This is a genomic window from Allokutzneria sp. A3M-2-11 16 (genome assembly GCF_024213555.1).
GTDB lineage: Bacteria > Actinomycetota > Actinomycetes > Mycobacteriales > Pseudonocardiaceae > Allokutzneria.
In genome coordinates, this window is record NZ_JANAVO010000001.1 from 2,328,960 (window position 1) to 2,352,898 (window position 23,939).

Sequence of the window (23,939 nt, forward strand, 5' to 3'; positions counted from 1 at the left end):
ATTTCAGTTGCTAAGAGAACCTGGTGCATCGCATGCTTGTACCCAGCAACTAGTTGGCTGATGCAATCAAGCGAGGGCAAGCGTGACTACTTCCGCGACCGACACGGCGGCGCCGACCGCGACCGACCTGGCGATCGCCGACGCGCTCGGCACGGCACTGGTCCGGCTCAACCGGGTCCAGGCCTGCATCGCGGGCCACGCCTCCAGGAACGGCGGGATGGACAAGTCCTCGTTCATCCTGCTGGCCACCCTCGTCGGACAGGGGCCGACCCGGTCGAGCGCGCTCGCCGAGGCCGTGCACTCCGACCCGTCCACCATCAGCCGCCAGGTCGCGCAACTCGTCAAGGACGGCCTCGTGGAACGCCGGGCCGACCCGGTCGACGGGCGGGCGACGCTGCTCGCCGCGACCGACGCCGGGCTCGAACTGCTGCGGGTGCACCGCAGCCGCCGGAACGAGGCCATCGCGGGGATGGTCGCGGACTGGGCGGCCCGGGACCGTCAGCTGTTCGCGGAGCTGCTGGGGCGCTTCGCAACCGACTACGAGGAATACCTGCCCATCGCAATCGCCGAGCTCAACCGCCAGGGGAGCTCGGAAGAGGGGAACCACTGATGTCCGAATCCGCAACGCGCGCCGCGGCGTCGCCCGCGGAGGACTCCGACGGAGGACTCAGCCACCGGCAGGTCCTCGTCGTGCTCTCCGGGCTGCTGCTCGGCATGCTGCTCGCAGCGCTGGACCAGACGATCGTCTCGGCCGCGATGCGCACCATCGCCGACCAGCTGCACGGTCAGACCATCCAGGCGTGGGCGACCACCGCGTACCTGATCACCGCCACCATCTCCACGCCCATCTACGGCAAGCTCTCCGACATCTACGGCCGCCGCCCGATGTACCTGGCGGCGATCTCGATCTTCCTGATCGGCTCGGCACTGTGCGGTATCGCGTCCAACATGTACGAGCTGGCGGGGGCCCGCGCCGTGCAGGGACTCGGCGCAGGTGGCCTGATGTCGCTGGCCTTCGCGATCCTGGCGGACATCGTGCCGCCGCGGGAGCGCAGCCGGTACCAGGGCTACTTCATGGCCGTCTTCGGCACGTCCAGCGTGCTCGGCCCGGTCGCGGGCGGGTTCTTCGCCGGGCTGAACGACTTCCTCGGCATCGAAGGCTGGCGCTGGGTCTTCCTGATCAACATCCCGGTCGGCATCGTCGCGCTCGTCGTGGTCAGCCGGGTGCTCAACATCCCGCACACCCGCGTCGACCACCGGGTCGACTACCTTGGCGCCGCGACCCTGTCGCTCGGCCTGGTCCCGTTGCTCGTCGTCGCGGAGCAGGGCCGCGTGTGGGGCTGGACCTCAGCCGCGTCGCTGAGCCTGATCGCGCTCTCCGTCATCGGCATCGTGGCGTTCATCCTCGCCGAGCGGCGTGCGGGCGACGAGGCGCTGCTGCCGCTGCGGTTGTTCCGCAGCTCGGTGTTCAGCGTCGGCAACGCGCTCAACTTCATCGTCGGCATCGGCATGTTCGGCGGCCTGCTCTCGCTGCCGCTGTACATGCAGATCGTCAAGGGCGCCTCGCCCACCGAGGCCGGTCTGCTGATGCTGCCGTTGACCTTCGGGATCATGGTGGCCTCCGCCGTCAGCGGCGTCATGACGTCGCGGACCGGGCGCTACAAGGCGTTCCCGATCATCGGCATCGCGTCGATGATCGTGGCGATGCTGATCTGGAGCGGTATCGGCGTCGACACCCCGCTGTGGCTGACCTCCGCGGTGATGGTGCTGATGGGCGCGGGCCTCGGCCTGTGCATGCAGACCCTGGTCCTCGCGGTGCAGAACGACGTCCCGCCCTCGGACATGGGCGTGGCCACCGCGTCGGCGACGTTCTTCCGGCAGATGGGCGGCACCATCGGCGCGGCGGCCTTCCTGTCGGTGCTCTTCGGGGTGGTCGGTGACCGGATCGCCGCCTCCTTCCGGGTGGCGGCGGGCTCGGCGGACTTCCGCGCCGCGCTCACCGACCCGGCGGTGCTGGCCGATCCGGCCAACCGGCCGGTGCTGCAGATGATGCAGGGCGGCGGGGCCGGTCCCGTGCCGTCCCTGGACGACACGACGTTCCTCAACCACCTCGACCCGAGGCTGGCCCGTCCGTTCCTCGACGGGTTCTCCAGCGCCATGGACACGGTGTTCTTCACCGGCGCCATGGTGATGGTCGGTGCCTTCATCCTGATCTGGTTCCTCAAGGAGAAGCCGCTGTCCACCCAGTCCGGCATGCAGGCGAGGGCCGCCGAGGCCCGCGCCGCCGCAGCGCACTGACAGGCAGTTCCCACCACAACGCGAAGGGCGCCCCCGGATCTCCGGGAGCGCCCTTCGTGCTGGTTCCTCAGTGCTCGTCGCCGTGCTCGGCCAGGCGGGCGAGTTCGCGGTCGTAGGACCGCTTGATCTCGGCCTCGGCCTCGGTGCGGCCGACCCAGGTCGCGCCCTCGACGCTCTTGCCCGGCTCCAGGTCCTTGTAGACCTCGAAGAAGTGCTGGATCTCCAGGCGGTAGAACTCGCTCAGGTGGTGGATGTCGCGCAGGTGCTCGGTCCGCGGGTCGTCCGCCGGGACGCAGAGGACCTTGTCGTCGCCACCCTTCTCGTCGGTCATCCGGAACATGCCGATCGCGCGGGCGCGGATCAGGCAGCCCGGGAAGGTCGGCTCCTGGACGAGCACGAGCGCGTCGAGCGGGTCCCCGTCCTCACCGAGCGTGTTGTCCACGAAGCCGTAGTCAGCCGGGTACTGCGTGGCCGTGAACAGGGTGCGGTCCAGACGGATGCGACCGGTCTTGTGGTCCACCTCGTACTTGTTCCGGTTGCCCTTGGGGATCTCGATCGTGACGTCGAACTCCACGCTCTTCCTCGCTCGTTGATGTGTGCTCGACCGAGGGCGGTGCCGCACGGCCATGTCAAGACGCGTCTAGTGTGAACCAAGAGTCGCACCGAACCCGCATCCGAGTGGGACGTCCACTGTGTGACTTTTCTTTTTGGGTGACATTGCTCGTGTTCACTCACGACGCCGCACGGGGAGGGCCCGGTGTCCGACGCTGGACAGCCGAAGGGCGGGGACGCGCCGGAGGAACCGACGCGGAAGCTGCAGCAGCCGCCGAGCCCGGGCCTCGACCAGGCAACGGTTCGCATGCAACGACCTCAGCCGATGCGGGTCGGCCCGGTCCCGCCGGGCAATCCCCAGCCCCAGGTGTTCCCGGTCGGCCCCACGGTGCCCGCGCGCAAGCCCGAGGAGGCGGCCCCGGCGGCCGTCGCGGCCGAGCCGCCCGTGACCGAAGACACAGCCGAGGACGCGCCACCGGCGAAGAAGAAGGGGCGCCGGGTCGCGCTCGTGCTGACCGCTCTCGTCGTGGTGGCGGGATTGGCCGTCGGCGGTGTGTTCTACGGGCCGCAGGTGCTCCGCGCGGTCGGCCTCGGGGGCGTCGTCGAGGACCCCACCACCGCGCCCGCTCCGCCCGCGCAGGTCCGTGCCGCGCTCAGGCCGCTGGGTTCGCAGGGGCCCGGTCCCACCAAGCAGGGTGTCTCCGCCGCGCTGTCCGGTCCGGCCGCGGCGGCGGTGCTGGGCACGCTCGGCGGAACCGTCGTCGACCCGGCGAGCGGTGACGTGCTGTGGGACAAGGCCGCCGGGACCGGCATGATCCCGGCGTCCACGGCCAAGATCATCACCTCCGCGGCCGCGCTCCTGGCGCTGGACCCGCAGGCAACGCTGACCACGAAGGTCGTCGAGGGGCCGGAGCCCGGCACGGTCGTGCTGGTCGGCGGCGGCGATCCCACGATCTCCGGGGGAGCCAAGGGGTTCTACCCGGGCGCGGCGAAGCTGGACGACCTCGTCGCGAAGGTCAAGGCGGCCACGGGCGGCCAGCAGGTGCGCAAGGTCCTCGTGGACACCAGCGCCTACACCGGCGACACCAAGGGGCCCGGCTGGATGGGGCTGGACATGGACGGCCAGGGCGACGACTACGCGGCGCCGATGGAGCCGGTGATGCTCGACGGCGGTCGGCTGGTCGTCACCAACGGCGACTCCGCGCGGACCACCACCCCGGCCAGGTCCGCCGCGGGCAAGCTCGCCGAGCGCCTCGGCGTCGCCGGTGGCGCGAGCGCGGGCACGGCGCCGCCGAACGCGCGGGTGCTGGCCGAAGTGCAGTCGCCGCCGATCCGCCAGCTGGTCGAGACACTGCTGTTGACCTCGGACAACGTGCTCGCCGAGGCCATGGCCCGGCAGGTCGCCAAGGCCACCGGCGCCGAGGTGTCCTTCGCGGGCGGGGCCAAGGCGGTGCACGACGTGCTCAGCCGCAACGGTTTCGACCTGACCGGGATCACCCTGGTCGACGGCAGCGGCCTGTCCACGCAGAACAAGATCTCGCCGAAGCTCCTCGGCTCCGTGCTCGCCGCCGCGGCCGCCCCGTCCTCCGGGCAGAACGCCGAGCGGACCGCGAAGCTGCGCGCGCTGCTGACCGGGCTGCCCGTCGCGGGCGGCAGCGGCACGCTCTCCGAGCGCTACGGCTCGGGCACGGCGACCTCCGGCAAGGGGTGGGTGCGGGCGAAGACCGGCACGCTGAACGGGATCAACAGCCTGGCGGGCATCGTCACCGACAACGACGGGAAACTGCTGGTCTTCGCGTTCCTGGGCAACGGGACCGGCGCCAACGCCGATGCCCGCGCCGCGCTGGACGTGCTGGCCTCCGCCCTGCGCTCGTGCGGCTGCCGCTGACCGCCGGTCTTCAAGTACACCGAACCCCCATCCCCGCGGTCTTTAACCACGACAGACCCCCGGCCGGTCGCGAGGTTGGGGGCGGTTGAAGACATTCCGGGAGGGGGTTGGGCGGTCTTGAAGACGCCCCAACCACGGTCAACTCGTGATCCGATCGTTCGGCGGAAACGTCGGGTACGGCCCGGTTGGCTGATGTTTGCGTGGGGTGGCTACGGGTAGCGTCGATGGGGTGAACGCCGGATCGGCCGCACCCGACATGCCACCGGTCGAGGGCCAGGGGCCCATCGACTGGGGGATCGCCGCTGCCACCGCCCAGCGCTTCATGAGCGCGGGACCGGTCATCCCCCGGGAGGAGGCCGGAGAGGCCGTCCGCCGGATGCGGGAACAGACGGTCGAGGCGGAGCGGCACGTCCGCGAGCTGACCGGGTTGGGCCACGGCCTGCCGGTGCGGCCCGGGGACGTCGTCGACCGCGCTGGCTGGGTCCGCGCCGCGACCGCGGGGCTCGCCGCGCTCACCGATCACGCCCTGCCTCGGAACAGCCCTGGCCTGCGCGGCAGCGTGCTCGCGCGCACCGCGGGAGTGCAGGCGGGCATGGTGCTCGCCTACCTCGGCGGCCGGGTGCTCGGCCAGTACGACCCGTTCGGCGGGGACGGCCCGGACGGCAGGCTGCTCGTGGTGGCGCCCAACGTGGTGGCGACGCAGCGCGCGCTGCGCGTGCCCGCGGACGACTTCGCGCTCTGGGTGTGCCTGCACGAGTCCACCCACCGGCTCCAGTTCACCGCGGTCCCGTGGCTGCGCGACTACTTCGCGACCCAGGTCGGCGAGCTGCTCTCGATCATGGACGAGTCCACGGCGACGGTGCTGACGCGCCTCGCCGAAGCGCTGAAGACGGCACGCGTCGAGAAGGACAGCGTTGGGCTGCTGGAGCTGTTGCAGAGCCCGGAACAGCGCGTGGTGCTCGACCGGCTGATCGCGCTGTCGACGCTGCTCGAAGGGCACGCGGAGCACGTGATGGACGCGGTCGGCCCGTCTGTGGTCCCGAGCGTGGGCACGATCCGGGCGCGGTTCAGCGTGCGTCGCGGTCCGCGCGGCAACGTCGACCGGCTGCTGCGCGCGCTGCTCGGCGTGGACGCGAAGGTCCGGCAGTACGCGCAAGGCTCGGCGTTCGTCGACCACGTCGTCGGGGCCGTGGGCATGGAGCGCTTCAACGCCGTGTGGACCTCTCCGACGACGCTGCCCACCCGCGCGGAGATCGCCGACCCGGTGCTCTGGCTAGACCGGATCGCCTGACCGATGGGCGGGCCCGATCCGGCGGTCGCCTCGGTGCGCTCCGCCGTCCGTCGCCTGCTCGACCTCGTCCAGCCGCGTGAGCACATCGCGGTCGCGTGCTCCGGAGGCGCGGACTCGCTCGCCCTTGCCGCGGCCACAGCGCACGTCGCGGAGCGCCGAGGCGTCGAGGTGCACGGCCTCGTCGTCGACCATGGGCTCCAGGCGGGTTCCGCCGGGATCGCGGCGCGTGCGGCAGGGCAGCTCACCGCGCTCGGCGTCGCGGCCAGCGTGCTTCGCGTGCGGGTGGAAGGGCCCGGCGGGCCGGAAGCGGCGGCGCGGAGGGCGCGGTACACCGCGCTGCTGGACGCCCGGCCCAGCGCCGATTGCGTCGTCCTGCTCGGACACACCCTTGATGACCAGGCCGAAACCGTTCTGCTCGGCCTCGGGCGGGGTTCGGGAGCACGGTCGATCGCCGGGATGCGCCCGCTCGACCCGCCGTGGGGACGGCCGCTGCTGGGCGTGCGCAGGAGCACGACGCGGGCCGCGTGCGCGGCGCTCGGCCTTGAGCCGTGGGAGGACCCGCACAACCTCGATCCGGCCTTCACCAGGGTCCGGCTCCGCCGAGAGGCGTTGCCGCTGCTGGAGAACGTGCTGCACGGCGGGGTCGCCGAGGCGCTCGCCCGCACGGCGGCGCAGGTCCGCGAGGACGGTGAGGCGCTCGACGAGCTGGCCGCCGCGCTGCTGCTGCGGGCCGAGGACAGCCACGAGCTGGAGGTCTCCGAGCTGGCGCAGGCCCACCCCGCGGTGCGACGGCGGGCCCTGCGGGCCTGGCTGCTGGCGGGGGGCGTGACCGAAGTCACCGACGCGCACCTCCGTTCTGTTGACGCATTGGTCGGGAAATGGCGTGGTCAGGGCGGTGTGGCGCTGCCCGGCGGGTTGGTGGCGGAGCGCTCGCATGGCAGGCTTCACCTCGACCTGGGCGGCTCCGGCTCGGAGCGGCTGAACCCGTAGCTAGCAGGGGAGTCCGGCCTTGTACGACGGCGACATCGCGTCCGTTCTGGTGACCGAGCAGCAGATCAAGGACAAGATCGCCGAGCTGGCGAAGCAGGTGGCCGACGACCATCCGGAGGGCAAGGGCTCCGACCTGCTGCTGATCGGCGTGCTCAAGGGCGCGGTGATGTTCATGACCGACTTCGCCCGCGCGCTGCCCGTGCCGGTGCAGCTGGAGTTCATGGCCGTCAGCTCCTACGGCTCGGCCACGTCCTCCTCCGGCGTCGTGCGCATCCTCAAGGACCTCGACCGCGACATCACCGGCCGCGACGTGGTGATCGTCGAGGACATCATCGACTCCGGCCTGACGCTGTCCTGGCTGCTGAAGAACCTGCAGTCGCGCGGGCCCGCCTCGCTGGAGGTCTGCTCGCTGCTGCGCAAGCCGGACGCGGTGCAGGTGGACGTGCCGGTGAAGTACGTCGGCTTCGACATCCCCAACGAGTTCGTCGTGGGCTACGGCCTCGACTACGCCGAGCGCTACCGCGACCTGCCCTACATCGGCACGCTCGACCCCAAGGTCTACTCGAACTAGCACTCCGCAGCCGGAGTTCGCGTGTCTTCAAGTACAGCGCACCCCCGCGAGAACTGTCGCTAACCGCCCCCTACCCCGCCGGGGTTGGTGGCTGTTAGCGACCGAAATCGGTGGGGTACGTGGTACTTGAAGACGCCCCAACCACGGTGACCAGGCAGTTCAGCAGTTGGGGCGGCAGCGGCGTTGGATGACTGCGTCCACCAGCACACCGCGGACGTCCCCGGCCTCGCGCGCCGCGTAGGCCTTGCCGCCCGTCGCCGTCCCGATCTGCTGCAACGCCTCCATGTCCACCTCGGGGCCGAGCCCGATGAGGATGATCGGCACGGGCTGGGCCGGGTTCGCCTCGGCGCGCAGCGTCTGCAGCAGCCCGGACAGGTCCAGCCCCTGCTGGTCCTCGTTGCGGCCGTCGGTGATCAGCACCACCGAGTTGACCTTGGTCGGGTCGTGGTCGGCGCGCACGGTCCGCCACGCGGCCAGCGCGGTGTCGTAGAGGCCGGTCGCGCCCCTGGTCCGGCCGGTGAGGCTGGTTGCGGCGGTCTTCAGCGCGTCCCTGCGGGTTCCGCCGCTCATCCGCTCCATCAGCGGGCCGAGCCCGACCAGCTGCGTCCAGTCCTGGCTGCCGGAGTGGTTCGTCGAGAAGATCCACAGGCCCAGCTGGGTGGAGTCCGGGAGCACGCCGAGCGCGGTCAGCGCCGCGTCCCTGGCCAGCTCCATCCGGGTCTGCCCGTTGCCCGCCTTGGCCTGCATCGACCCGGAGACGTCGATCACCGCCAGCATCCGCGCGTCCAGGGTCGCCGCGCTGAAGGTGCGCAATACCTCTGCGGCTTGGTCCGGGGTCGGGGTGGGGACCAGCCTCACCGCCGCGCCGCGCACGCCGTTGCCCTCCGGCCAGCCCGTGCCCGCCGCGCCGTGCGGGTCGCGGAAGCCGGCCTCGCCGAGCCGCTTCGCCGACGCCGGGGCGCGCAGGGCCTCCTCCACCAGGTCCAACGCCCGGTCCAGCCCGGCGGGCTCACCGCGGGAGCGCACGCGGACCAGGGGGTGGTCCATGCTCAGCGTCCCTTCTTCGGCGTAGCGCACCGAGACCCGGTTCGCGGCCCCGCTGTTGTGGGCGATCACCGACTGCTCGGTGGTGCTGAAGGCGGGCGCGGTCAGCGGGTCCTGCTCGACCTTGGTGAAGGCGTCGCGCATGGCCGGTACGGCGTTGTGGCCCACCTTCATCAGCGTCTCGACCAGTTCCGGCCGCGGTGTGCCGTCGTTGTTGCCGAGCAGCGAGCGGATCAGCATGAGCGTGGCCAGGCCCTCGGTGGCGCTGGTCGGGTCGCCGATCACCGAGGGCACCCCGCCCTGGATCAGCTTCCGCCAGCCGGTGACATCGCCCAGCTTCTCCGCCAGCGGCATGCTGGTCGCGATCACCAGCGGGGAGCTGGCCAGCGAGCCCCGGATGTCCAGTTCGGGCACGGGCCCGCTGGCGCTGCCCGCCTGCTGGAGCACGCGCGCGGGCCACAGCCCGGAGTCCGGCAGCCAGATGCTGGGCGTGCGGGTGCCGCCGGGGAGCACGTTGACCAGGTCGGTCGCCACCGCCGACGCCGCCTTGACTGCGACCCTGACCCGCACGCACTGGCCGTCGACCGCGGGCTTGTCCGCCTGGAACTCCTCGACCACCGCGCGCACCGGGCGTTCCAGGTTCGCCGTGACCGCGAGGTTCACCGGGAGCTCGCCCGAACAGGTGCCGCCCCAGCCCCGGAGGGCGACCACCGTCGTCGCGGCCGCCGCCACAACGCCGAGCAGGACCCCGACGGGCAGGGCGACGCGCTTCATGCGGCTGCTGGGACGGGGCACGTGGTGTCTGCCAGACATGGTCCTGTGGCTTTCCAACGAGGGAGGGGCTTCGGTCGTGTGTCCTTTGCACGAGCAACCGGCGCCGTGCGCGCACGGAGACTGCCACGCTCACTCGTCAGAGTGAAGCATCCTCGCCTTTGCTCACTCGGAAAGGCCAATAACGATTGCGCCACGTGACCAGCGCGAACCCGCCGGGTGGCGGCGTGGCCAGCATCACCAACCCCACGGGGGAACCCATCGGGAGGCTCGCCCGTTGCCTGGGGAGACCGGTGCGACCGGGTCGCCCCGCGCCGTAGTTCGGAGCGGGTGCGCGCTCGGGCGGTACGCTGGTCGGACGACGGCCGCCGGACGAATGCCGGACCACCAGCGTGTCCCCTCGGCGGCCCGTCACCCGACATGCAAGTCAGGGAGGGGCGAGGCCGCCCGACGGCCGTAAGTTGATGGACCGTAAGCGCCTGCTTCGGAACCCGCTGATCTGGATTCTCGCGGCGTTCCTGCTGTTCTACGCCTTCAGCGTGCTGCTGGACGACACCCGCGGCTACGAGGAGGTGCCCACCTCCCGCGCCCTGGAACAGCTCAACAACGGCAACGTCAAGAGCGCGATCCTCCAGGACAAGGAACAGCGGCTCAAACTCGATCTGAACAACCCGGTCGACGGCAACAAGACCAGGCTGATCACGCAGTTCCCGCGCGGCGGGGACTCCATGCTGGTCCAGGCCCTCACCAACGCCAAGAACATGAGCGGCGGCTGGAAGACCGAGGTCACCCAGGAGTCGCTGTTCGTCACGGCGCTGCTGTACCTGATCCCGGTCGGCCTGGTTCTCGTCCTGCTGATGTGGATGATGAACAACTCGCAGGGCGGTGGCAGCCGGGTCTTGAACTTCGGCAAGTCCAAGGCCAAGCAGTTGTCCAAGGACATGCCGAAGACCACCTTCGCCGACGTGGCCGGGGCCAACGAGGCGGTGGAGGAGCTCTACGAGATCAAGGACTTCCTCCAGAACCCCGGCCGCTACCAGGCGCTCGGCGCCAAGATCCCCAAGGGCGTGCTGCTCTACGGGCCGCCGGGAACCGGTAAGACGCTGCTCGCGCGCGCCGTCGCCGGTGAGGCGGGCGTGCCGTTCTACTCGATCTCCGGTTCCGACTTCGTCGAGATGTTCGTCGGTGTCGGCGCCTCGCGCGTGCGCGACCTGTTCGAGCAGGCCAAGCAGAACGCGCCGTGCATCATCTTCGTCGACGAGATCGACGCGGTCGGCCGTCATCGCGGCGCCGGTCTCGGCGGCGGCCACGACGAGCGCGAGCAGACCCTCAACCAGCTGCTGGTCGAGATGGACGGCTTCGACTCGCGCGGCGGGATCATCCTGATCGCGGCGACCAACCGGCCGGACATCCTGGACCCGGCGCTGCTGCGCCCCGGCCGCTTCGACCGGCAGATCCCCGTCGCCGCGCCCGACCTGGCCGGTCGCAAGGCGATCCTGAAGGTGCACTCCAAGAGCAAGCCGCTCGACCCGGGCGCCGACCTGGACTCGCTGGCCAAGCGCACCGTTGGCTTCTCCGGTGCCGACCTTGCCAACGTGCTCAACGAGGCCGCGCTGCTCACCGCGCGGCACAACGGCCAGCTCATCACGGCCGAAGCCCTTGAGGAGTCGGTGGACCGCGTCGTCGGCGGTCCGGCCCGGAAGAGCCGGATGATCTCCGAGAAGGAGAAGAAGGTCGCGGCCTACCACGAGGCGGGCCACGCGCTCGCGGCGTGGGCCATGCCCGACCTGGAGCCGGTCTACAAGGTCACGATCATGCCGCGCGGCCGCACCGGCGGGCACGCGCTGGTGGTGCCCGAGGACGACAAGGAGCTGATGACCCGCTCCGAGATGATCGCGAGGCTGGTGTTCGCGATGGGCGGGCGCTCGGCGGAGGAGCTGATCTTCCACGAGCCCACCACCGGCGCCTCCAGCGATATCGAGCAGGCCACCAAGATCGCCCGCGCCATGGTCACCGAGTACGGCATGAGCGCCAAGCTCGGCGCCGTGAAGTACGGCACCAACCAGGGCGAGCCGTTCCTCGGCAGGCAGATGGGCCACCAGCCGGACTACTCGCTGGAGGTCGCGCACGAGATCGACGAGGAGGTGCGCAAGCTCATCGAGGTCGCGCACACCGAGGCCTGGGAGATCCTGTCCCAGTACCGCGACGTCCTCGACGCGCTCGTCGTGGAGCTGCTCGACCGGGAGACCTTGCAGCGCAAGGACCTGGAGCGCGTCTTCGCCACGGTGGAGAAGCGGCCCAGGATCACCGCGTTCAACGACTTCGGCGGGCGCACCCCCTCGGACAAGCCGCCGATCAAGACCAGGGGCGAGCTGGCCATCGAGCGCGGCGAGCCGTGGCCGCCGGTCGTCGAGGAGCCCGAGCCGACCCCGGTCGGCACCGCCCCCGGCGGCGGCGACCTGCCGGGCGGTCCGCCGCACGGCAGCGGTGAGACGCCCGGCCCGAACGGCAGTGGCCCGCAGCAGCCGCACCCGCCGGCATGGCAGGCGCAGCAGGCTCCGTCCTCTGATCAGACGCAGCCGCACGCACCGGGTCCGCCGTACTACGGGGCGCCCCCCGGCTGGACCCCGGCGACCGCGCCCGGTGGCCCCTCCGGCACGTGGACCGGCCCGCAGCAGCCGTCGAGCGGTGACCGCCCAGCGGAGCAGCCGCAACCGGAGGCGCAGAAAGAGGTGCAGCGCTCGATCGACGCCGACCCCCAGGACGGCAAGCGCTGAACGGCAACGACGAGAACGGCACAGTCGGCCTCGGCGGGCACCAGGTCTTCGACCGGGAGCGCGCCGAGGCCGCCGTTCGCGAACTGCTCGCCGCGGTGGGCGAGGACCCCACCCGCGAGGGGCTGAGGGACACCCCGGCCCGGGTCGCACGGGCCTACGAGGAGCTGTTCGCCGGGCTGTACACGAACCCGGACTCCGTGCTGGACAAGACCTTCGACGAGAGCCACGAGGAGCTCGTCCTGGTCACCGACATCCCGATGTACTCCACCTGCGAGCACCACCTGCTGCCCTTCCACGGGGTGGCCCACGTCGGCTACATCCCGAACGCCGAGGGCCAGGTGACGGGGCTGTCCAAGCTCGCGCGGCTGGTCGACCTCTACGCCCGCCGCCCGCAGGTGCAGGAGCGGCTGACCTCGCAGGTCGCCGACGCCCTCGTGCGCAAGCTCAACCCCCGCGGGGTGATCGTGGTGATGCAGGCGGAACATCTCTGCATGGGCATGCGCGGGATCAAGAAGGCCGGATCGCTGACGACGACCTCAGCCGTGCGCGGGCTGATGCGGGACTCCGCCTCGTCCAGGGCCGAGGCCATCGAGCTGATCAAGGCCCGTTGATGGGCCTGCCCAGCCCCGGCCGCTGCGCGGTCATGGGCATCCTCAACGTCACCCCCGACTCGTTCTCCGACGGCGGGCGCTACCTCGACCACGACGACGCGGTGGCGCACGGCATCGAGATGTTCCGCAGGGGCGCCGACCTGATCGATGTCGGTGGCGAGTCCACCAGGCCCGGCGCGCAACGCGTCGAGCCCACCGTGGAGGCCGCCCGCGTCGTCCCGGTGATCCGCGACCTCACCGCGCACGGCGTGCGCACGAGCGTGGACACCATGCGCAGCGAGGTCGCGACCGCCGCCCTGGAGGCGGGCGCCACGGTGATCAACGACGTCTCCGGCGGCCTTGCCGACGAACGGATGGCGCACGTGGTCGCGGACGCGGGCTGTCCGTGGATCCTGATGCACTGGCGGGGTCACAGCACGGAGATGGACCTGCTCGCCAGCTACACCGACGTCGTGTCCGACGTGAGCGCCGAACTGACCGCGCGGGTCGAGGCAGCCATCGCCGCCGGGGTCGCCGAGGACGCGCTCGTACTCGACCCCGGGCTCGGCTTCGCGAAGAGCCGCAGGCAGGACTGGGAGCTGCTGCGCAGGCTGGACGAGCTGGTCAAGCTCGGCTTCCCGCTGCTCGTCGGCGCGTCCCGCAAGCGGTTCCTCGGCGCGCTGCTCGCCGACGCCAACGGGGTGCCGCGCCCGCCCGACGGCCGCGAGTTCGCCACCGCCGCGATCACCACCCTGGCAGCCTCCGCCGGGGTGTGGGGGGTGCGGGTGCACGATGTGGCGGGGTCGCTGGACGCGGTGGCGGTGGCGGCGGCATGGGCGCGAGGCTGGGAGGACCGATGACGGACCGGATCACGTTGACTGGGCTGCGGGTGCGCGGCAACCACGGCGTCTTCGACCACGAGAAGCGCGACGGCCAGGACTTCGTCGTCGACATCACCGTCTGGATCGACCTCGACCGCGCCGCCGAGACCGACGACCTCAGGCACACGCTGCACTACGGCGTCCTGGCCGAGCGCGCCGCGGAGATCGTCGGCGGCAAGGCGTACGACCTGATCGAGTCGGTCGCGGGCCGGGTCGCCGACGACGTGATGATGGACGAGCGCGTGCACTCCGCCGAGGTGACGATCCACAAGCCCAACGCGCCGATCCCGCTGGAGTTCGCCGACGTCGCCGTCACCGTGCGGCGGTCCCGGCGGAAGGGACGCCAGCCCGCATGAGCCGAGCTGTCCTCTCGCTCGGCTCGAACATGGGGGACCGGCTCACGTTCCTCCAGTCCGCTGTGGACGGTTTCCGGCCCGAACTGGTCGCGGTGTCGCCGGTCTACGAGACCGCTCCGTGGGGCGGGGTCGACCAGGACGACTTCCTCAACGCGGTTCTCGTGGTGGAGGCCGACGGCGCCGACGAGTGGTACTGGCTGCGCCGCGGTCAGGAACTGGAGCAACGGGCAGGCCGGGAGCGCTTGGTGCGCTGGGGTCCGAGGGTGCTCGACGTCGACGTGGTGACGGTCGACGACATCGCCTCCGACCACCCCGACCTGCTGCTGCCGCACCCCGGGACGCCGGAGCGGGCCACGGTGCTGCTGCCGTGGCTCGACATCGACCCGGACGCCGTGTTGCCGGGCCACGGCCCGGTCCGGGACCTGCTCGCCCGGCTGGCCACCGAGGGCGTGCACCGCCGGGACGACCTGAAGCTGACCTACTAGTCCGCGTCCTGCAAGCCCCGCCCGCACTCCGCCCACCAAGTAAACTCTGTCCCATGCCCCACACCCGCCCGCTCACCCCATCCTCCGCGGGCGTGGTCTAGAGAACCCCGTTTCGTACTCATAACGGGAAAAAGAGCGCTCTAAAATCCCGGCAAGAGTACGAAACGGGGTTTTGGGCTGCGGTGGGGATGTTTCGGGGGAGCGTCACGATCGCTGGGGGCCGCTTACGGGATGCGGTGGTCTAGTCGCCGGTGGGGCGGACGCTCGCAGGCTCCACCATCAGGATGACTGCTCGGCCCGGGGCGATGGGGCGGTGCATGACGCCCTTGGGCACGGTGAACGCCTGGCCCGGTCCGAGGTCGGCGTCCTCGCGGCCCTCGACCTCGATGATCAGCCTGCCCTCCACGACGTAGAAGAACTCGTCCTCGTTGTCGTGCTTGTGCCAGTGGAACTCGCCGTTGAGCACGCCGAGCCGGACGACCGAGTCGTTCACGGTGCACAGGGTCTGGTTGTGCCACTGCTCGGTGACGGCGGCGGCGACCTGGCCGACGTCGATGCGCTCCAGGTGCGCGAAGCGCGGTTCGGTGGTGATCGAGTACTCGGTCACGAGGTGCTCCTGACTTCGGCGATGGGTTCGATCCGGGGTTGGGTGATCGCGATGTAGTCGTTGGTGGACAAGGCGATCGAGCGGTCCAGCCGGGCGGCGTTGAAGAACAGCTCGTCCTGCTCGGCCAGCGCGGGGTCGACGATCAGTTCGAGGTCGGGGTGCCAGGTGAAGGGCAGGATCGTGCCGCTCGCGCTGCCCGCGAGGGCCTCGGCGACCTTCTGCGAGGCGAAGGCGGCGTAGCTGCCGCCGAGCAGCGCCTTGAGCGCGGCCAGGTCGACCCTGCGGTCGCCGGGCACCACGGCCAGCACGTGGCGCCTGGTCTTCTTGCCGATCTTCACCATGACCACGACGCACTTCGCGGCCTGCGCGAGCGCGTTCCCGCGCAGCTCGCTGACGAGGTCGGTGCGCCCCTCCGGCGGGTGGTCGAGCACGCGGTAGCCGGCGCCCTCGGCGTCGAGGAGGTCGATGAGCTTGTCGTACATCACAGGTCCTTCATGGCCGCGCGGACTTCCTCGATGCGCTTCTCGTTGCGCCGGTAGAAGACCCACTGCTTGATCCGGGTGCCGACGATCAGGTCGGCCGCGGCCAGCACCCTGAGGTGCTCGCCCGCGCTCGGCTGGCTCATGCCGAGCTTCTCGGCGATGTAGAGCGCGCACACGCCGTCGCTCTCCAGGTCGCCGTCCACCTGCGGCGGGAAGTGCCGGGTCGGGTCCTTGAGCCAGTCCAGGATCTGCATCCGCCGCTCGTTGGCCAGCGCCTTCAACACGTCGATCGTGGTCACTTAGGAAGTTTGCTTATTAGCTAATTGGCTTGTCAAGGGGAAGGGGGCAGGATGGGGGGTGTGAGATTCACCAGGCCACGAGATCTGGCCGTCGCGGCGCTGCTGGCGGCGCTGGTGACCCACCTGCTGCTGATCGCCGGGTACAACTCGCTGCCCCGGCTGCCCGCCCTCATCGGGCTCACCTTCCTGGTGCTCGGCGGCGTCGAGGCGTGGTTCGGGTTCACCCTTCGCGCGCGCATCCAGCGCAAGCCGGGGACGGTGCCGGTCGAGGCGCTCGTCGCTGCCCGCGCGGTGGCGCTGGCGAAGGCGTCTTCGCTGGCCGGAGCCATCATGGGGGGTGTGTGGGGGGCGGTGCTGCTCTACGTGGCGCCCCGCTTCGGCGATCTTGAGGCGGCGGCCGGGGACACGCTCGCGGCGACCGTCGGGCTGGTCAGTTCGGGCGCGCTGATCGGCGGTGCGCTCTGGCTGGAGCACTGCTGCAGAACCCCTGATGAACCGGACGATTCGGACAAGATCAACAGGTTTCGGGACTGAGCAGAAAATTCGATGTGGATCACAACGTGCCTGCACCGAGACGGGAATGAGCCCGCCGAGGAGGTCTCGTTCGGATAACCGCCAGGTACCGTAGAGCGTATGACCGGCCGCAGCGACTCGTCCGAGCGCAGCACTGGCCGTGGCATGGGCTTGGCGTTGGTCGTGGCAGTGTTGTCCTTCGCCGTGGTCGCCGCGGCCGTGTTGGTGTTCAGTGACTCGTCCCGCTGGTTACGCCTCGCCGTGGTCGCGGCGCTCTGGGCGGCCCTGCTCGCCGCCTTCGCAGCCGCCCGCTACCGGAACCAGGCGATGGAGCGCGAGGAGCGCGAGGAAGAGCTGCAGCGCGTCTACGAACTCGAGCTGGAGCGCGAGTGCGCGGCCCGCCGCGAGTACGAGCTGGAGGTCGAGGCCGAGACGCGGCGGCAGCTGGAGGACGAGTCCCGCAGCGAGCTGGACGACCTCCGCAGCGAGCTGCGCACGTTGCGCGAGAACCTGGAGGCGCTGCTCGGCGGCGAGGTCCTGGTGGAGCGGGTCGCCCTGCGCGCCGAGGCGACGCGGATGCGCGCGCTGGACCAGGCGCGCCTGGTGGGCCTGTCCGACAGCCGCGAGAGCCGGATCATCACGACCACCGAGGAGCACCGGCGCAAGCTCGCGCCCGCGCAGTCGCAGGTGCGGCCGCAGCCGGTGCGGGCGGACGCCGCGCACACGCAGGTGATGGCCAAGGACAGCGCTCGCCGCGTCGAGTCCGGCCGCCCGCAGCCGCTGCGCAACGAGCCGAGCCGTCCCCAGCGCCCGCAGCCCGCGCAGCGCCCCGAGCCGACCCGATCGCTGCCGCCGCGCCGGGACCAGCAGATGCAGCCCGCCGCGGTCATGCCCGAGGTCGTCGAGGCATGGCCCGCCACGCCCGTCTCCCGTCCGGTTCAGCCCGCCGCGACGACGGTCGTGCCACCCGTCACCGCCGTCGAGTCCACCGAGGTCCACGAGCGCACGCCCGCGCAGCCGCCGCAGCGCCCGCGGCAGGACTCCGGCCGGATGGCCGCGCCGACCCCGCCCGCTCGTTCGCCGCGTCCGGAGCCGCAGGTGGTCAGCCGCCCGCCGGTGCGCGAACCGCAGGTCGTCAACCGCCCGCCCGCCCGCGCGCCCGAGCCGCGCGTCGAGGTCCGCCGCCCCGAACCCGAGGTCCGGGAGCCCGAGGTGCGCGAGCCCGAGGTGCGCAAGACCGATCCCGTGCGCCGTCCCGAGCCGCCCCGCAAGCCGGAGCCCGAGATCCACGCCGAGCCGGAGGCTCCCGCGCTGTCGTCGCTGTCGGACTCGTTCGCGCTGCCCGAGCCGGAACCCGAGCCGGACCCGTTCGTCGAGCCCGTGCGCTCAACCGGCCGCAGGCACCGCGGCGACTCCGAGCCGAGCTGGATGGACAAGCTCGCCGCGAGCAAGCGCGAGGCCCCCAAGCCGCCCCCGCCCCCTCCTCCGCCGCCGAAGGTCGACGTGAACGCGGAATGGGCCACCCAGGACGACCCGCCGCCGCGCCGCGACACCTCGTCCTCGACGGGACGCCGCCGTCGCCCGGAGGGAGTGGCTCCGTCCTGGGACGCCACCGGAGCGTGGAACCCGGAGCTCTCCGATGCCGAACCGGCCGCGTCCGCCGCGTCCTCCGGTCACCACTCCTCCGGCGGTGGGCTCTCCGTCAGCGAGCTGCTGGCGGCCAACGGTGTGAACGACAACCCGCGCCGTCGTCGTCGCCGCGCCGAGGACTGATCGGTCCTACTTGTCGATGTCGCCGACGACCAGGGCGAAGGAGCCGAGGACGGCGGGGAGGTCGGCGACCTGGGTTCCGGGGAGAAGCGACGCGAGGGCCTGGACGTTGTTGAAGGACGGGGTCCGCAGTTTCAGCCGCCACGGGGTCTTCTCGCCGCGCGATGCCAGGTAGACGCCGCTGACGCCGAGCGGGGCCTCCAGCCACGTGTAGACCGAACCCTCCGGGGCCTTCACCGCCTTGGGCAGGCGCACGTTGACCGGGCCGCCCGGCAGCCGGTCCAGGCATTCGCGGGCCAGGCGGATCGACTGCGCGATCTCGCCAGCCAAACACCCGACCCTGGCGAGGGCGTCGCCGGTCGTGCCGAGCACGGGATCGACGGTCAGCTCACCGTAGGCGCAGGTGGGGTCGTCGCGGCGGAGGTCGATGTCGACCCCGCTCGCCCGGGCGGCGGGGCCGGTCACGCCGAGTTCGAGCACGTCGTCGGCGGAGAGGACACCGATTCCCGCGTACCGGGAGCGGAAGCCATCATCGTCCACCGTGGACTGACGAATCGCCGATAGGTCCACAGTGGACAGAGCGGTGGCGACGTTGGCGGTCCAGCCCGCGGGCACGTCCTCCCGCAAACCGCCGATTCTCGTTGCCATGAAATGGATTCGGCCGCCGGTCGCCTCCTCCATGACCGACTGGACGGCGTGCATGCCGCGCTGCGCGGCGGTGGTGCCAGCCGTCGACGAGCCGTCCGGCGTGCGGGTCAGCGGAGCCAGGAACGCGAGGTGCGCGAGCATCCGGTTCAGCTCGCACAGCAGGGTGCGCAGCCACAAAGCCCTTGGTGGCACGTCCATGCCGGTCATCCGCTCCACGGCGAGGGCGAGCGTGACCTCGTTGCAGAACGCGGCGAGCCAGTCGTGGCGGTTGGCCAGCGCGAGGGCCTGGCGGTAGTCGCGGACCTCGAAGAGCTTCTCCGCGCCCCGGTGCAGGTGGCCGACCAGGGGCTCCGCCTCGGCGACGACCGTGCCCTCCAGCCGTAACCGCAGCCGGTACGCGCCGTGCGCCGCCGGGTGCAACGGTCCGAGGTCGATCACGCGGTCGACTCCGAGGTATGCCGCGCCCGCACCGACTCCGATGGTTTCCTGCCTGCTCACGGAAGCATGCTTCCATGCAGGAGCCAGTGGAAGCCGCCGAGGCCCGCCGGATCGGTCAGCTCGGCGATCCGGCCTGATCGCGCGGTTTCGGTCAGCCAGCGCAGGGGATCGGTCGCCGCGAGTCCCGATGCGGGCGCTGTGGCGGACAGGCCGAGCGCGGCGAGCGCCGTGGCCTGCGAAGTGATCACGCCGCCCCCGGCCGCCGCGGCGCACGAGTCCATCGCGACGTGCGCGGTCAGGTCGCGGTTGCCGTCCGGGATCGGCCGCACCTGGCGCCCGGCCAGGTAGCCGGTCAGCGTTCCCTCGCGCGGACGCAACGCCATGACGTGCCCGTAGTCGACGGCCAGCGCCGCGCCCGCGCGCACCCGGCCGACCGCGTCCGCCCACGCTTCATCGCGAGGCAGGCCGATTTCGGCTCGCTCGGGCGCGGGCCACCAGCGGCGCAGCCATTCCAATTCCGCGCCGGTGACGGCTGGACCGGTCGACTCGGTGCCGTGGTCGTCCACGTGCACCGCGCGAATCTGTCCACTGTGGACTTCGGCGATCCGGCACGGGATCGAGTCCAGCCACTCGTGCCCGACGAGCAGCCCCACCACGCGGTCCGGGAGGTCGGAGCGGACGCGCACCGCGGCGGGAACGGCCGGAGGCGAGAACTCCACGGCCGTTACGCACAGGCGCCGTCGCAGCGCGGGCGGGGCGAGGTCGTGCACCGCGGCGGACAGCTCACCGCCGCCCGCGCCGACGTCCACGAAGTCCAGCGCGGCGGGGCCGCCGAGCGCGAAGTCCACCCGCGCGAGCAGCTCCAGCAGCGCCTCGGCCAGCTCCGGCCCGACCAGCGGCGAGGTCCTGAAGTGCGCGGACGGGCGCTCGCCCCGGGCGAAGAAACCGCCGGGGGAGTACAGCGCCGCCTGCCACGCCTGCCGCCAGTCCCGCACGGAACGGGCACCCTACCGACCCCGCTGATCGCGACCGGGAAGTCCGTTCCGAGCGGTATGGGGCGAAACCGTAGGCTCACGCATCGTGACCACGGATGAGCTCCCGGCCGAGCCGGCTCAGCAACGCCGACAGCAGCGCGCCGTCATCGGTTCGGTGATCGGCCTGATCCTCCTCGGCACCTGCGGCCTGATCCTGCTCGGGATGGCCACCTCCCGCGTCGGCCTGCTGGCCGTGCTGATCGGCGCGGGCACCGCGCTGGTGCCGGTCGGCTTCGTCATGGGCGCGTTCCTGTGGATCGACCGCTGGGAGCCCGAGCCGACCCGGCTGCTGCTCGCCGCGTTCCTCTGGGGCGCCTGCGGAGCGACGATCAGCGCGCTGCTGATCAACGACAGCGCCCGCGCCGTCGGTGACCTGCTGCTCGGCCCGTCCGGTGGTGACTTCCTCAGTTCGGTGGTCTCGGCCCCGCTGGTCGAGGAGACGGCCAAGGCGCTGTTCCCGCTCGCCCTGGTGCTGCGGCGCAGGCACGAGTTCGACGGCGTGGTGGACGGCATCGTCTACGCGGGCGTCACGGCGGCCGGGTTCGCCTTCACCGAGAACATCTTCTACTTCGGCCAGGGCTTCGCCCAGGGCGGTTTCGGCAACGCCACCAGCGGTGTGGTCGCCGTGTTCATCCTGCGCGGCGTGCTCTCACCGTTCGCCCACCCGCTGTTCACCGCGATGACCGGGATCGGGCTCGGCCTCGCCGCGGGCAGCAGTCGCGGCGCGGTGCGGTTCTTCGCGCCACTGCTGGGTTTCCTGCTCGCGATCGGCCTGCACGTGCTGTGGAACGCCGCGGCCACCCTCGGCGGCGGGCTGGACTTCCTCGACGTCTACTTCCTGATCATGGTGCCGATCTTCGCCGGGATGATCTGGCTGGTGGTCTGGCAGCGCCGTCGCGAGCAGCGGATCGTCGTCGGCCAGCTGCCCGTCATGGCCGACGCGGGCTGGATCGCGCCGAGCGAGGTGGCGCTGCTGGCCAGCATGGCGGGCAGGCGCTGGTGGCTCGGCCGGGTCCGGCAGCGCGCGGGCGAGGAGGCCGCGCGCGCGGTCGCCGGGTACCAGACCGCGGTCACCGAACTCGCGTTCCTGAGGCACCGCATGGCCAACGGCACCTGCGGCGGCGACTCCGACCGGAGGCACGCGGAGCTGCTGGCCACGCTGCACCGCGCCAGGGCCGCCGCGGTGAACGCCCCCGGCGCGCTCGGCCTCGCGGGCTCCCGACGCCGCCCCCGCCGCCCGGGAGACACCGGGTGAAGCTGGTCACCAGCGTCCGCGTGGACCGGTTCCGGCCGGTTAGTCTCGCGCCGCTGTCCGGTACCCGCGGTGGTCGTGGGCCTGGAACACCAAGAGGAGCAGGACGATGACTGCGTTCTCCTCAGAGCGCCCAGCTCGGCTCGCCGTCGGAGTGGTCTCCGCCGGCCGGGTCGGTTCGGTGCTCGGGGCCGCCCTGGCCCGGGCGGGGCACATCGTCAACGGGGTCTCCGCGGTGTCCAGCGCTTCCCTCGCCCGGGCGGAGCTGCTGCTCCCCGGGGTTCCGGTGCTCGGGCCCGACGCGGTCGCCCGCGCCGCAGACCTGGTGCTGCTCGCGGTGCCCGATGACGAGCTCGGCGGCCTGGTCCGGGGTCTGGTGGCGACGAACTCCTTGCGCGCGGGGCAGATCGTCGTGCACACCGCGGGCGCCCACGGGGTCGACGTGCTGCGGCCCGCGTCGGAGATCGGCGTGCTACCGCTGGCGCTGCACCCGGTCATGACCTTCACCGGGCGGCCGGAGGACCTCCAGCGGATGGCCGCGTGCTGCGTCGGCGTCACCGCCACCGACGATGACGAGGTCGCCTGGAACGTGGCCGAGGCGCTGGTCGTGGAGATGGGCGCGGAGCCCGTGCGCGTGCCCGAGGCCGCCCGTCCGCTCTACCACGCGGCCATCGCGCACGGCGCCAACCACCTGATGACCCTGGTCGCCGAGTGCGTGGACCTGTTGCGCGACGCGGGAATCGGCTCCGCCGAGCGGTTGCTCGCGCCGCTGCTGGGCGCGTCGCTGGACAACGCGCTCCGGCTGGGCGACCGCTCGCTCACCGGTCCCGTCGCCCGCGGTGACGCCGGGACGGTGCGCGCCCACGTCGGCGTGCTCGGCCGCTCGTCACCGGATGTGCTGCCCGCCTACCTGGCGCTGGCCCGGCGCACCGCCGACCGCGCCCAGCAAGCCGGGTTGCTGCGCCCCGACGCCGCCGACGCCGTCCGCTCCGAACTCCACGAGGACCCGCGATGACCAGCACGCCGAGCTTCACCCGCGACGAACTCACCGTGCACACCGATCCCGCCGAGCTGGCCAAGGTCACCAGGGCGCTGCGCGGCGTCGGCCGCCGGATCGCGCTGGTGCCCACCATGGGCGCGCTGCACGACGGCCACCTGGAGCTGATCAGGCGGTCGCGGCGGGTCCCGAACACCGTCACCGTCGTGTCGATCTTCGTGAACCCGTTGCAGTTCGGGCCCGGCGAGGACCTGGCGAAGTACCCGCGCACGCTTGAGGACGACCTGGCCAAGTGCCGAGCGGCAGGAGTCGAACTGGTGCTCGCACCGTCGCCGGAGGCGATCTACGGTGACGACGCGCAGGTCACCGTGCACCCGGGGCCGCTCGGTGACGAGCTGGAGGGCGCCGTCCGGCCCGGTCACTTCGCCGGGGTGCTCACCGTGGTGGCCAAGCTCTTCAACATCGTCCGGCCGGACTACTCGTTCTTCGGCGAGAAGGACTACCAGCAGCTGGTGCTGATCAAGCGGATGGTGCGGGACCTGGACTTCGAGACCTCCGTGGTGGGGGTGCCGATCGTCCGGGACCCCGAGGACCAGCTGGCGCTGTCCTCCCGCAACCGCTTCCTCTCCGAGGCGGAGCGGGCCAGCGCGCGGACGGTGCCCGAGGCGTTGTCCGCGGGCACCGAGGCCGCGATCGAGGGGGCCGAGCAGGGGGTGGCGGCGGCGCGGGCGGTGCTCGACGCCAACCCCGAGGTGGTCGTGGACTACCTGGAGCTGCGCGGCAAGGACCTCGGTCCGGCGCCTGCCAAGGGCGAGGCGAGGCTGCTCGTCGCCGCTCGCGTCGGCAGGACCAGACTCATCGACAACACCCCCGTGCTGCTCGGGGGCAACCCGGAACACCGAGGGTGAGAGGGGGACCCAGCCATGTTCCGCACCATGCTGAAGTCGAAGATCCACCGCGCCACGGTGACCCAGGCCGACCTGGACTACGTCGGGTCGGTCACGGTGGACGAGGACCTGATGGACGCCGCCGACCTGCTGCCGGGCGAGCAGGTGGCGATCGTCGACGTGACCAACGGGGCCCGGCTGGAGACCTACGTGATCCCCGGGGAACGGGGCAGCGGGGTGCTCGGCATCAACGGCGCCGCCGCGCACCTGGTGCACCCCGGTGACCTGGTCATCCTGATCGCCTACGGGCTGATGGAGGACGCGCAGGCCCGGTCCTACCGGCCGAAGGTGATCTTCGTGGACGCGGCGAACGCCATCGTCGAGCTGGGCAGCGACCCGGCCGCCGCCCCGGAGGGCTCCGGCCTGACCAGCGGCGCGGAGACGGAGGAGCCCGCCGCCGAGACGGTGGACGCGGCCCGGCTGGACAAGCTCATCCAGGCAGAGGACTGAGAGGCGGT

24 protein-coding genes are annotated in these 23,939 nt (G+C 71.7%); 17 read left to right on the forward strand and 7 right to left on the reverse strand.

What is annotated here, in order from left to right; translation table 11 throughout:
* The first annotated feature begins 82 nt into the window (after window positions 1-82).
* Together NLX83_RS11640 and NLX83_RS11645 are read left to right on the forward strand one after the other, a co-directional pair.
* Window positions 83-610, forward strand: coding sequence for a MarR family winged helix-turn-helix transcriptional regulator (locus NLX83_RS11640; protein ID WP_254234841.1), 528 nt, complete (start codon window positions 83-85; stop codon window positions 608-610).
* A complete protein-coding gene (locus NLX83_RS11645) occupies window positions 610-2,298 on the forward strand; it encodes an MDR family MFS transporter (RefSeq protein ID WP_254234842.1) in 1,689 nt (562 codons plus the stop codon). Before NLX83_RS11640 ends, NLX83_RS11645 begins: the two co-directional genes overlap by 1 nt.
* Window positions 2,299-2,365: 67 nt before the next feature.
* On the opposite strand, the gene NLX83_RS11650 is transcribed toward NLX83_RS11645, so the two are convergent.
* The gene (locus NLX83_RS11650) at window positions 2,366-2,872 is read right to left on the reverse strand and encodes an inorganic diphosphatase (protein WP_254234843.1); all 507 of its coding nucleotides are present in this window, start codon (window positions 2,870-2,872) and stop codon (window positions 2,366-2,368) included.
* Between the two features lie 183 nt (window positions 2,873-3,055).
* Here NLX83_RS11650 and dacB point away from each other — a divergent pair, with 183 nt between their 5' ends.
* The 4 genes from dacB to hpt all read left to right on the forward strand — a co-directional run bounded on the left by dacB (window position 3,056) and on the right by hpt (window position 7,590).
* Window positions 3,056-4,738 carry a D-alanyl-D-alanine carboxypeptidase/D-alanyl-D-alanine endopeptidase gene (gene dacB, locus NLX83_RS11655; protein ID WP_254234844.1) on the forward strand — a complete coding sequence of 561 codons (1,683 nt, stop codon included), beginning with the start codon at window positions 3,056-3,058 and terminating at the stop codon, window positions 4,736-4,738.
* Window positions 4,739-4,994: 256 nt separating this feature from the next.
* Window positions 4,995-6,029, forward strand: a complete 1,035-nt coding sequence (locus tag NLX83_RS11660) for a zinc-dependent metalloprotease (protein WP_254236178.1) — start codon at window positions 4,995-4,997, stop codon at window positions 6,027-6,029.
* Window positions 6,030-6,032: 3 nt separating this feature from the next.
* Window positions 6,033-7,019, forward strand: a complete 987-nt coding sequence (gene tilS / locus NLX83_RS11665; RefSeq protein WP_254234845.1) for a tRNA lysidine(34) synthetase TilS — start codon at window positions 6,033-6,035, stop codon at window positions 7,017-7,019.
* Window positions 7,020-7,038: 19 nt separating this feature from the next.
* Complete coding sequence (gene hpt, locus NLX83_RS11670) at window positions 7,039-7,590, forward strand: hypoxanthine phosphoribosyltransferase (RefSeq protein WP_254234846.1); 552 nt, start codon at window positions 7,039-7,041, stop codon at window positions 7,588-7,590.
* A gap of 159 nt (window positions 7,591-7,749) precedes the next feature.
* Here the strand turns inward: hpt and NLX83_RS11675 are convergent, their stop codons facing one another.
* On the reverse strand, window positions 7,750-9,408 hold the full coding sequence (locus NLX83_RS11675) for a substrate-binding domain-containing protein (RefSeq protein ID WP_254234847.1): 1,659 nt from the start codon (window positions 9,406-9,408) through the stop codon (window positions 7,750-7,752).
* A 461-nt stretch (window positions 9,409-9,869) separates the two neighbouring features.
* On the opposite strand from NLX83_RS11675, the gene ftsH reads away from it, so the two are divergent.
* Genes ftsH through folK form a run of 5 tightly spaced genes read left to right on the forward strand, consistent with a single transcriptional unit; the run spans window position 9,870 to window position 14,494 of the window.
* Complete coding sequence (gene ftsH, locus NLX83_RS11680) at window positions 9,870-12,182, forward strand: ATP-dependent zinc metalloprotease FtsH (RefSeq protein ID WP_254234848.1); 2,313 nt, start codon at window positions 9,870-9,872, stop codon at window positions 12,180-12,182.
* A complete protein-coding gene (folE, locus tag NLX83_RS11685; protein WP_254236179.1) occupies window positions 12,179-12,793 on the forward strand; it encodes a GTP cyclohydrolase I FolE in 615 nt (204 codons plus the stop codon). The genes ftsH and folE overlap by 4 nt, the downstream gene beginning before the upstream one ends.
* Window positions 12,793-13,632: a dihydropteroate synthase gene (gene folP, locus NLX83_RS11690; protein ID WP_254234849.1), complete on the forward strand. Its 840-nt coding sequence runs from the start codon at window positions 12,793-12,795 to the stop codon at window positions 13,630-13,632. The genes folE and folP overlap by 1 nt, the downstream gene beginning before the upstream one ends.
* On the forward strand, window positions 13,629-14,009 hold the full coding sequence (gene folB / locus NLX83_RS11695; RefSeq protein ID WP_254234850.1) for a dihydroneopterin aldolase: 381 nt from the start codon (window positions 13,629-13,631) through the stop codon (window positions 14,007-14,009). Before folP ends, folB begins: the two co-directional genes overlap by 4 nt.
* Window positions 14,006-14,494: a 2-amino-4-hydroxy-6-hydroxymethyldihydropteridine diphosphokinase gene (gene folK / locus NLX83_RS11700; RefSeq protein ID WP_254234851.1), complete on the forward strand. Its 489-nt coding sequence runs from the start codon at window positions 14,006-14,008 to the stop codon at window positions 14,492-14,494. The genes folB and folK overlap by 4 nt, the downstream gene beginning before the upstream one ends.
* Window positions 14,495-14,735: 241 nt before the next feature.
* Here the strand turns inward: folK and NLX83_RS11705 are convergent, their stop codons facing one another.
* Genes NLX83_RS11705 through NLX83_RS11715 form a run of 3 tightly spaced genes read right to left on the reverse strand, consistent with a single transcriptional unit; the run spans window position 14,736 to window position 15,882 of the window.
* Window positions 14,736-15,101, reverse strand: coding sequence for a cupin domain-containing protein (locus NLX83_RS11705; protein ID WP_254234852.1), 366 nt, complete (start codon window positions 15,099-15,101; stop codon window positions 14,736-14,738).
* Window positions 15,098-15,583 (reverse strand): YbaK/EbsC family protein, encoded by a 486-nt coding sequence (locus tag NLX83_RS11710; RefSeq protein WP_254234853.1) that lies wholly within the window; start codon window positions 15,581-15,583, stop codon window positions 15,098-15,100. The genes NLX83_RS11705 and NLX83_RS11710 overlap by 4 nt, the downstream gene beginning before the upstream one ends.
* Window positions 15,583-15,882 (reverse strand): ArsR/SmtB family transcription factor, encoded by a 300-nt coding sequence (locus NLX83_RS11715; protein WP_254234854.1) that lies wholly within the window; start codon window positions 15,880-15,882, stop codon window positions 15,583-15,585. Before NLX83_RS11715 ends, NLX83_RS11710 begins: the two co-directional genes overlap by 1 nt.
* A gap of 60 nt (window positions 15,883-15,942) precedes the next feature.
* Here NLX83_RS11715 and NLX83_RS11720 point away from each other — a divergent pair, with 60 nt between their 5' ends.
* Together NLX83_RS11720 and NLX83_RS11725 are read left to right on the forward strand one after the other, a co-directional pair.
* A complete protein-coding gene (locus NLX83_RS11720; protein WP_254234855.1) occupies window positions 15,943-16,416 on the forward strand; it encodes a DUF3180 domain-containing protein in 474 nt (157 codons plus the stop codon).
* A 99-nt stretch (window positions 16,417-16,515) separates the two neighbouring features.
* Complete coding sequence (locus NLX83_RS11725; RefSeq protein WP_254234856.1) at window positions 16,516-18,168, forward strand: DUF6779 domain-containing protein; 1,653 nt, start codon at window positions 16,516-16,518, stop codon at window positions 18,166-18,168.
* Between the two features lie 6 nt (window positions 18,169-18,174).
* Here NLX83_RS11725 and NLX83_RS41830 read toward each other — a convergent pair whose 3' ends face one another.
* The gene (locus NLX83_RS41830) at window positions 18,175-19,311 is read right to left on the reverse strand and encodes an NADH-quinone oxidoreductase subunit D (protein WP_254234857.1); all 1,137 of its coding nucleotides are present in this window, start codon (window positions 19,309-19,311) and stop codon (window positions 18,175-18,177) included.
* Window positions 19,308-20,246 (reverse strand): SAM-dependent methyltransferase, encoded by a 939-nt coding sequence (locus tag NLX83_RS11735; RefSeq protein ID WP_254234858.1) that lies wholly within the window; start codon window positions 20,244-20,246, stop codon window positions 19,308-19,310. Before NLX83_RS11735 ends, NLX83_RS41830 begins: the two co-directional genes overlap by 4 nt.
* Window positions 20,247-20,331: 85 nt before the next feature.
* Here NLX83_RS11735 and NLX83_RS11740 point away from each other — a divergent pair, with 85 nt between their 5' ends.
* From NLX83_RS11740 to panD, 4 genes are all read left to right on the forward strand, one after another.
* Complete coding sequence (locus NLX83_RS11740) at window positions 20,332-21,540, forward strand: PrsW family intramembrane metalloprotease (protein ID WP_254234859.1); 1,209 nt, start codon at window positions 20,332-20,334, stop codon at window positions 21,538-21,540.
* A gap of 106 nt (window positions 21,541-21,646) precedes the next feature.
* On the forward strand, window positions 21,647-22,552 hold the full coding sequence (locus tag NLX83_RS11745) for a Rossmann-like and DUF2520 domain-containing protein (RefSeq protein ID WP_254234860.1): 906 nt from the start codon (window positions 21,647-21,649) through the stop codon (window positions 22,550-22,552).
* Window positions 22,549-23,442 (forward strand): pantoate--beta-alanine ligase, encoded by an 894-nt coding sequence (gene panC / locus NLX83_RS11750; protein ID WP_254234861.1) that lies wholly within the window; start codon window positions 22,549-22,551, stop codon window positions 23,440-23,442. The genes NLX83_RS11745 and panC overlap by 4 nt, the downstream gene beginning before the upstream one ends.
* Before the next feature lie 15 nt (window positions 23,443-23,457).
* A complete protein-coding gene (gene panD / locus NLX83_RS11755) occupies window positions 23,458-23,931 on the forward strand; it encodes an aspartate 1-decarboxylase (protein ID WP_254234862.1) in 474 nt (157 codons plus the stop codon).
* Window positions 23,932-23,939: the final 8 nt, after the last annotated feature.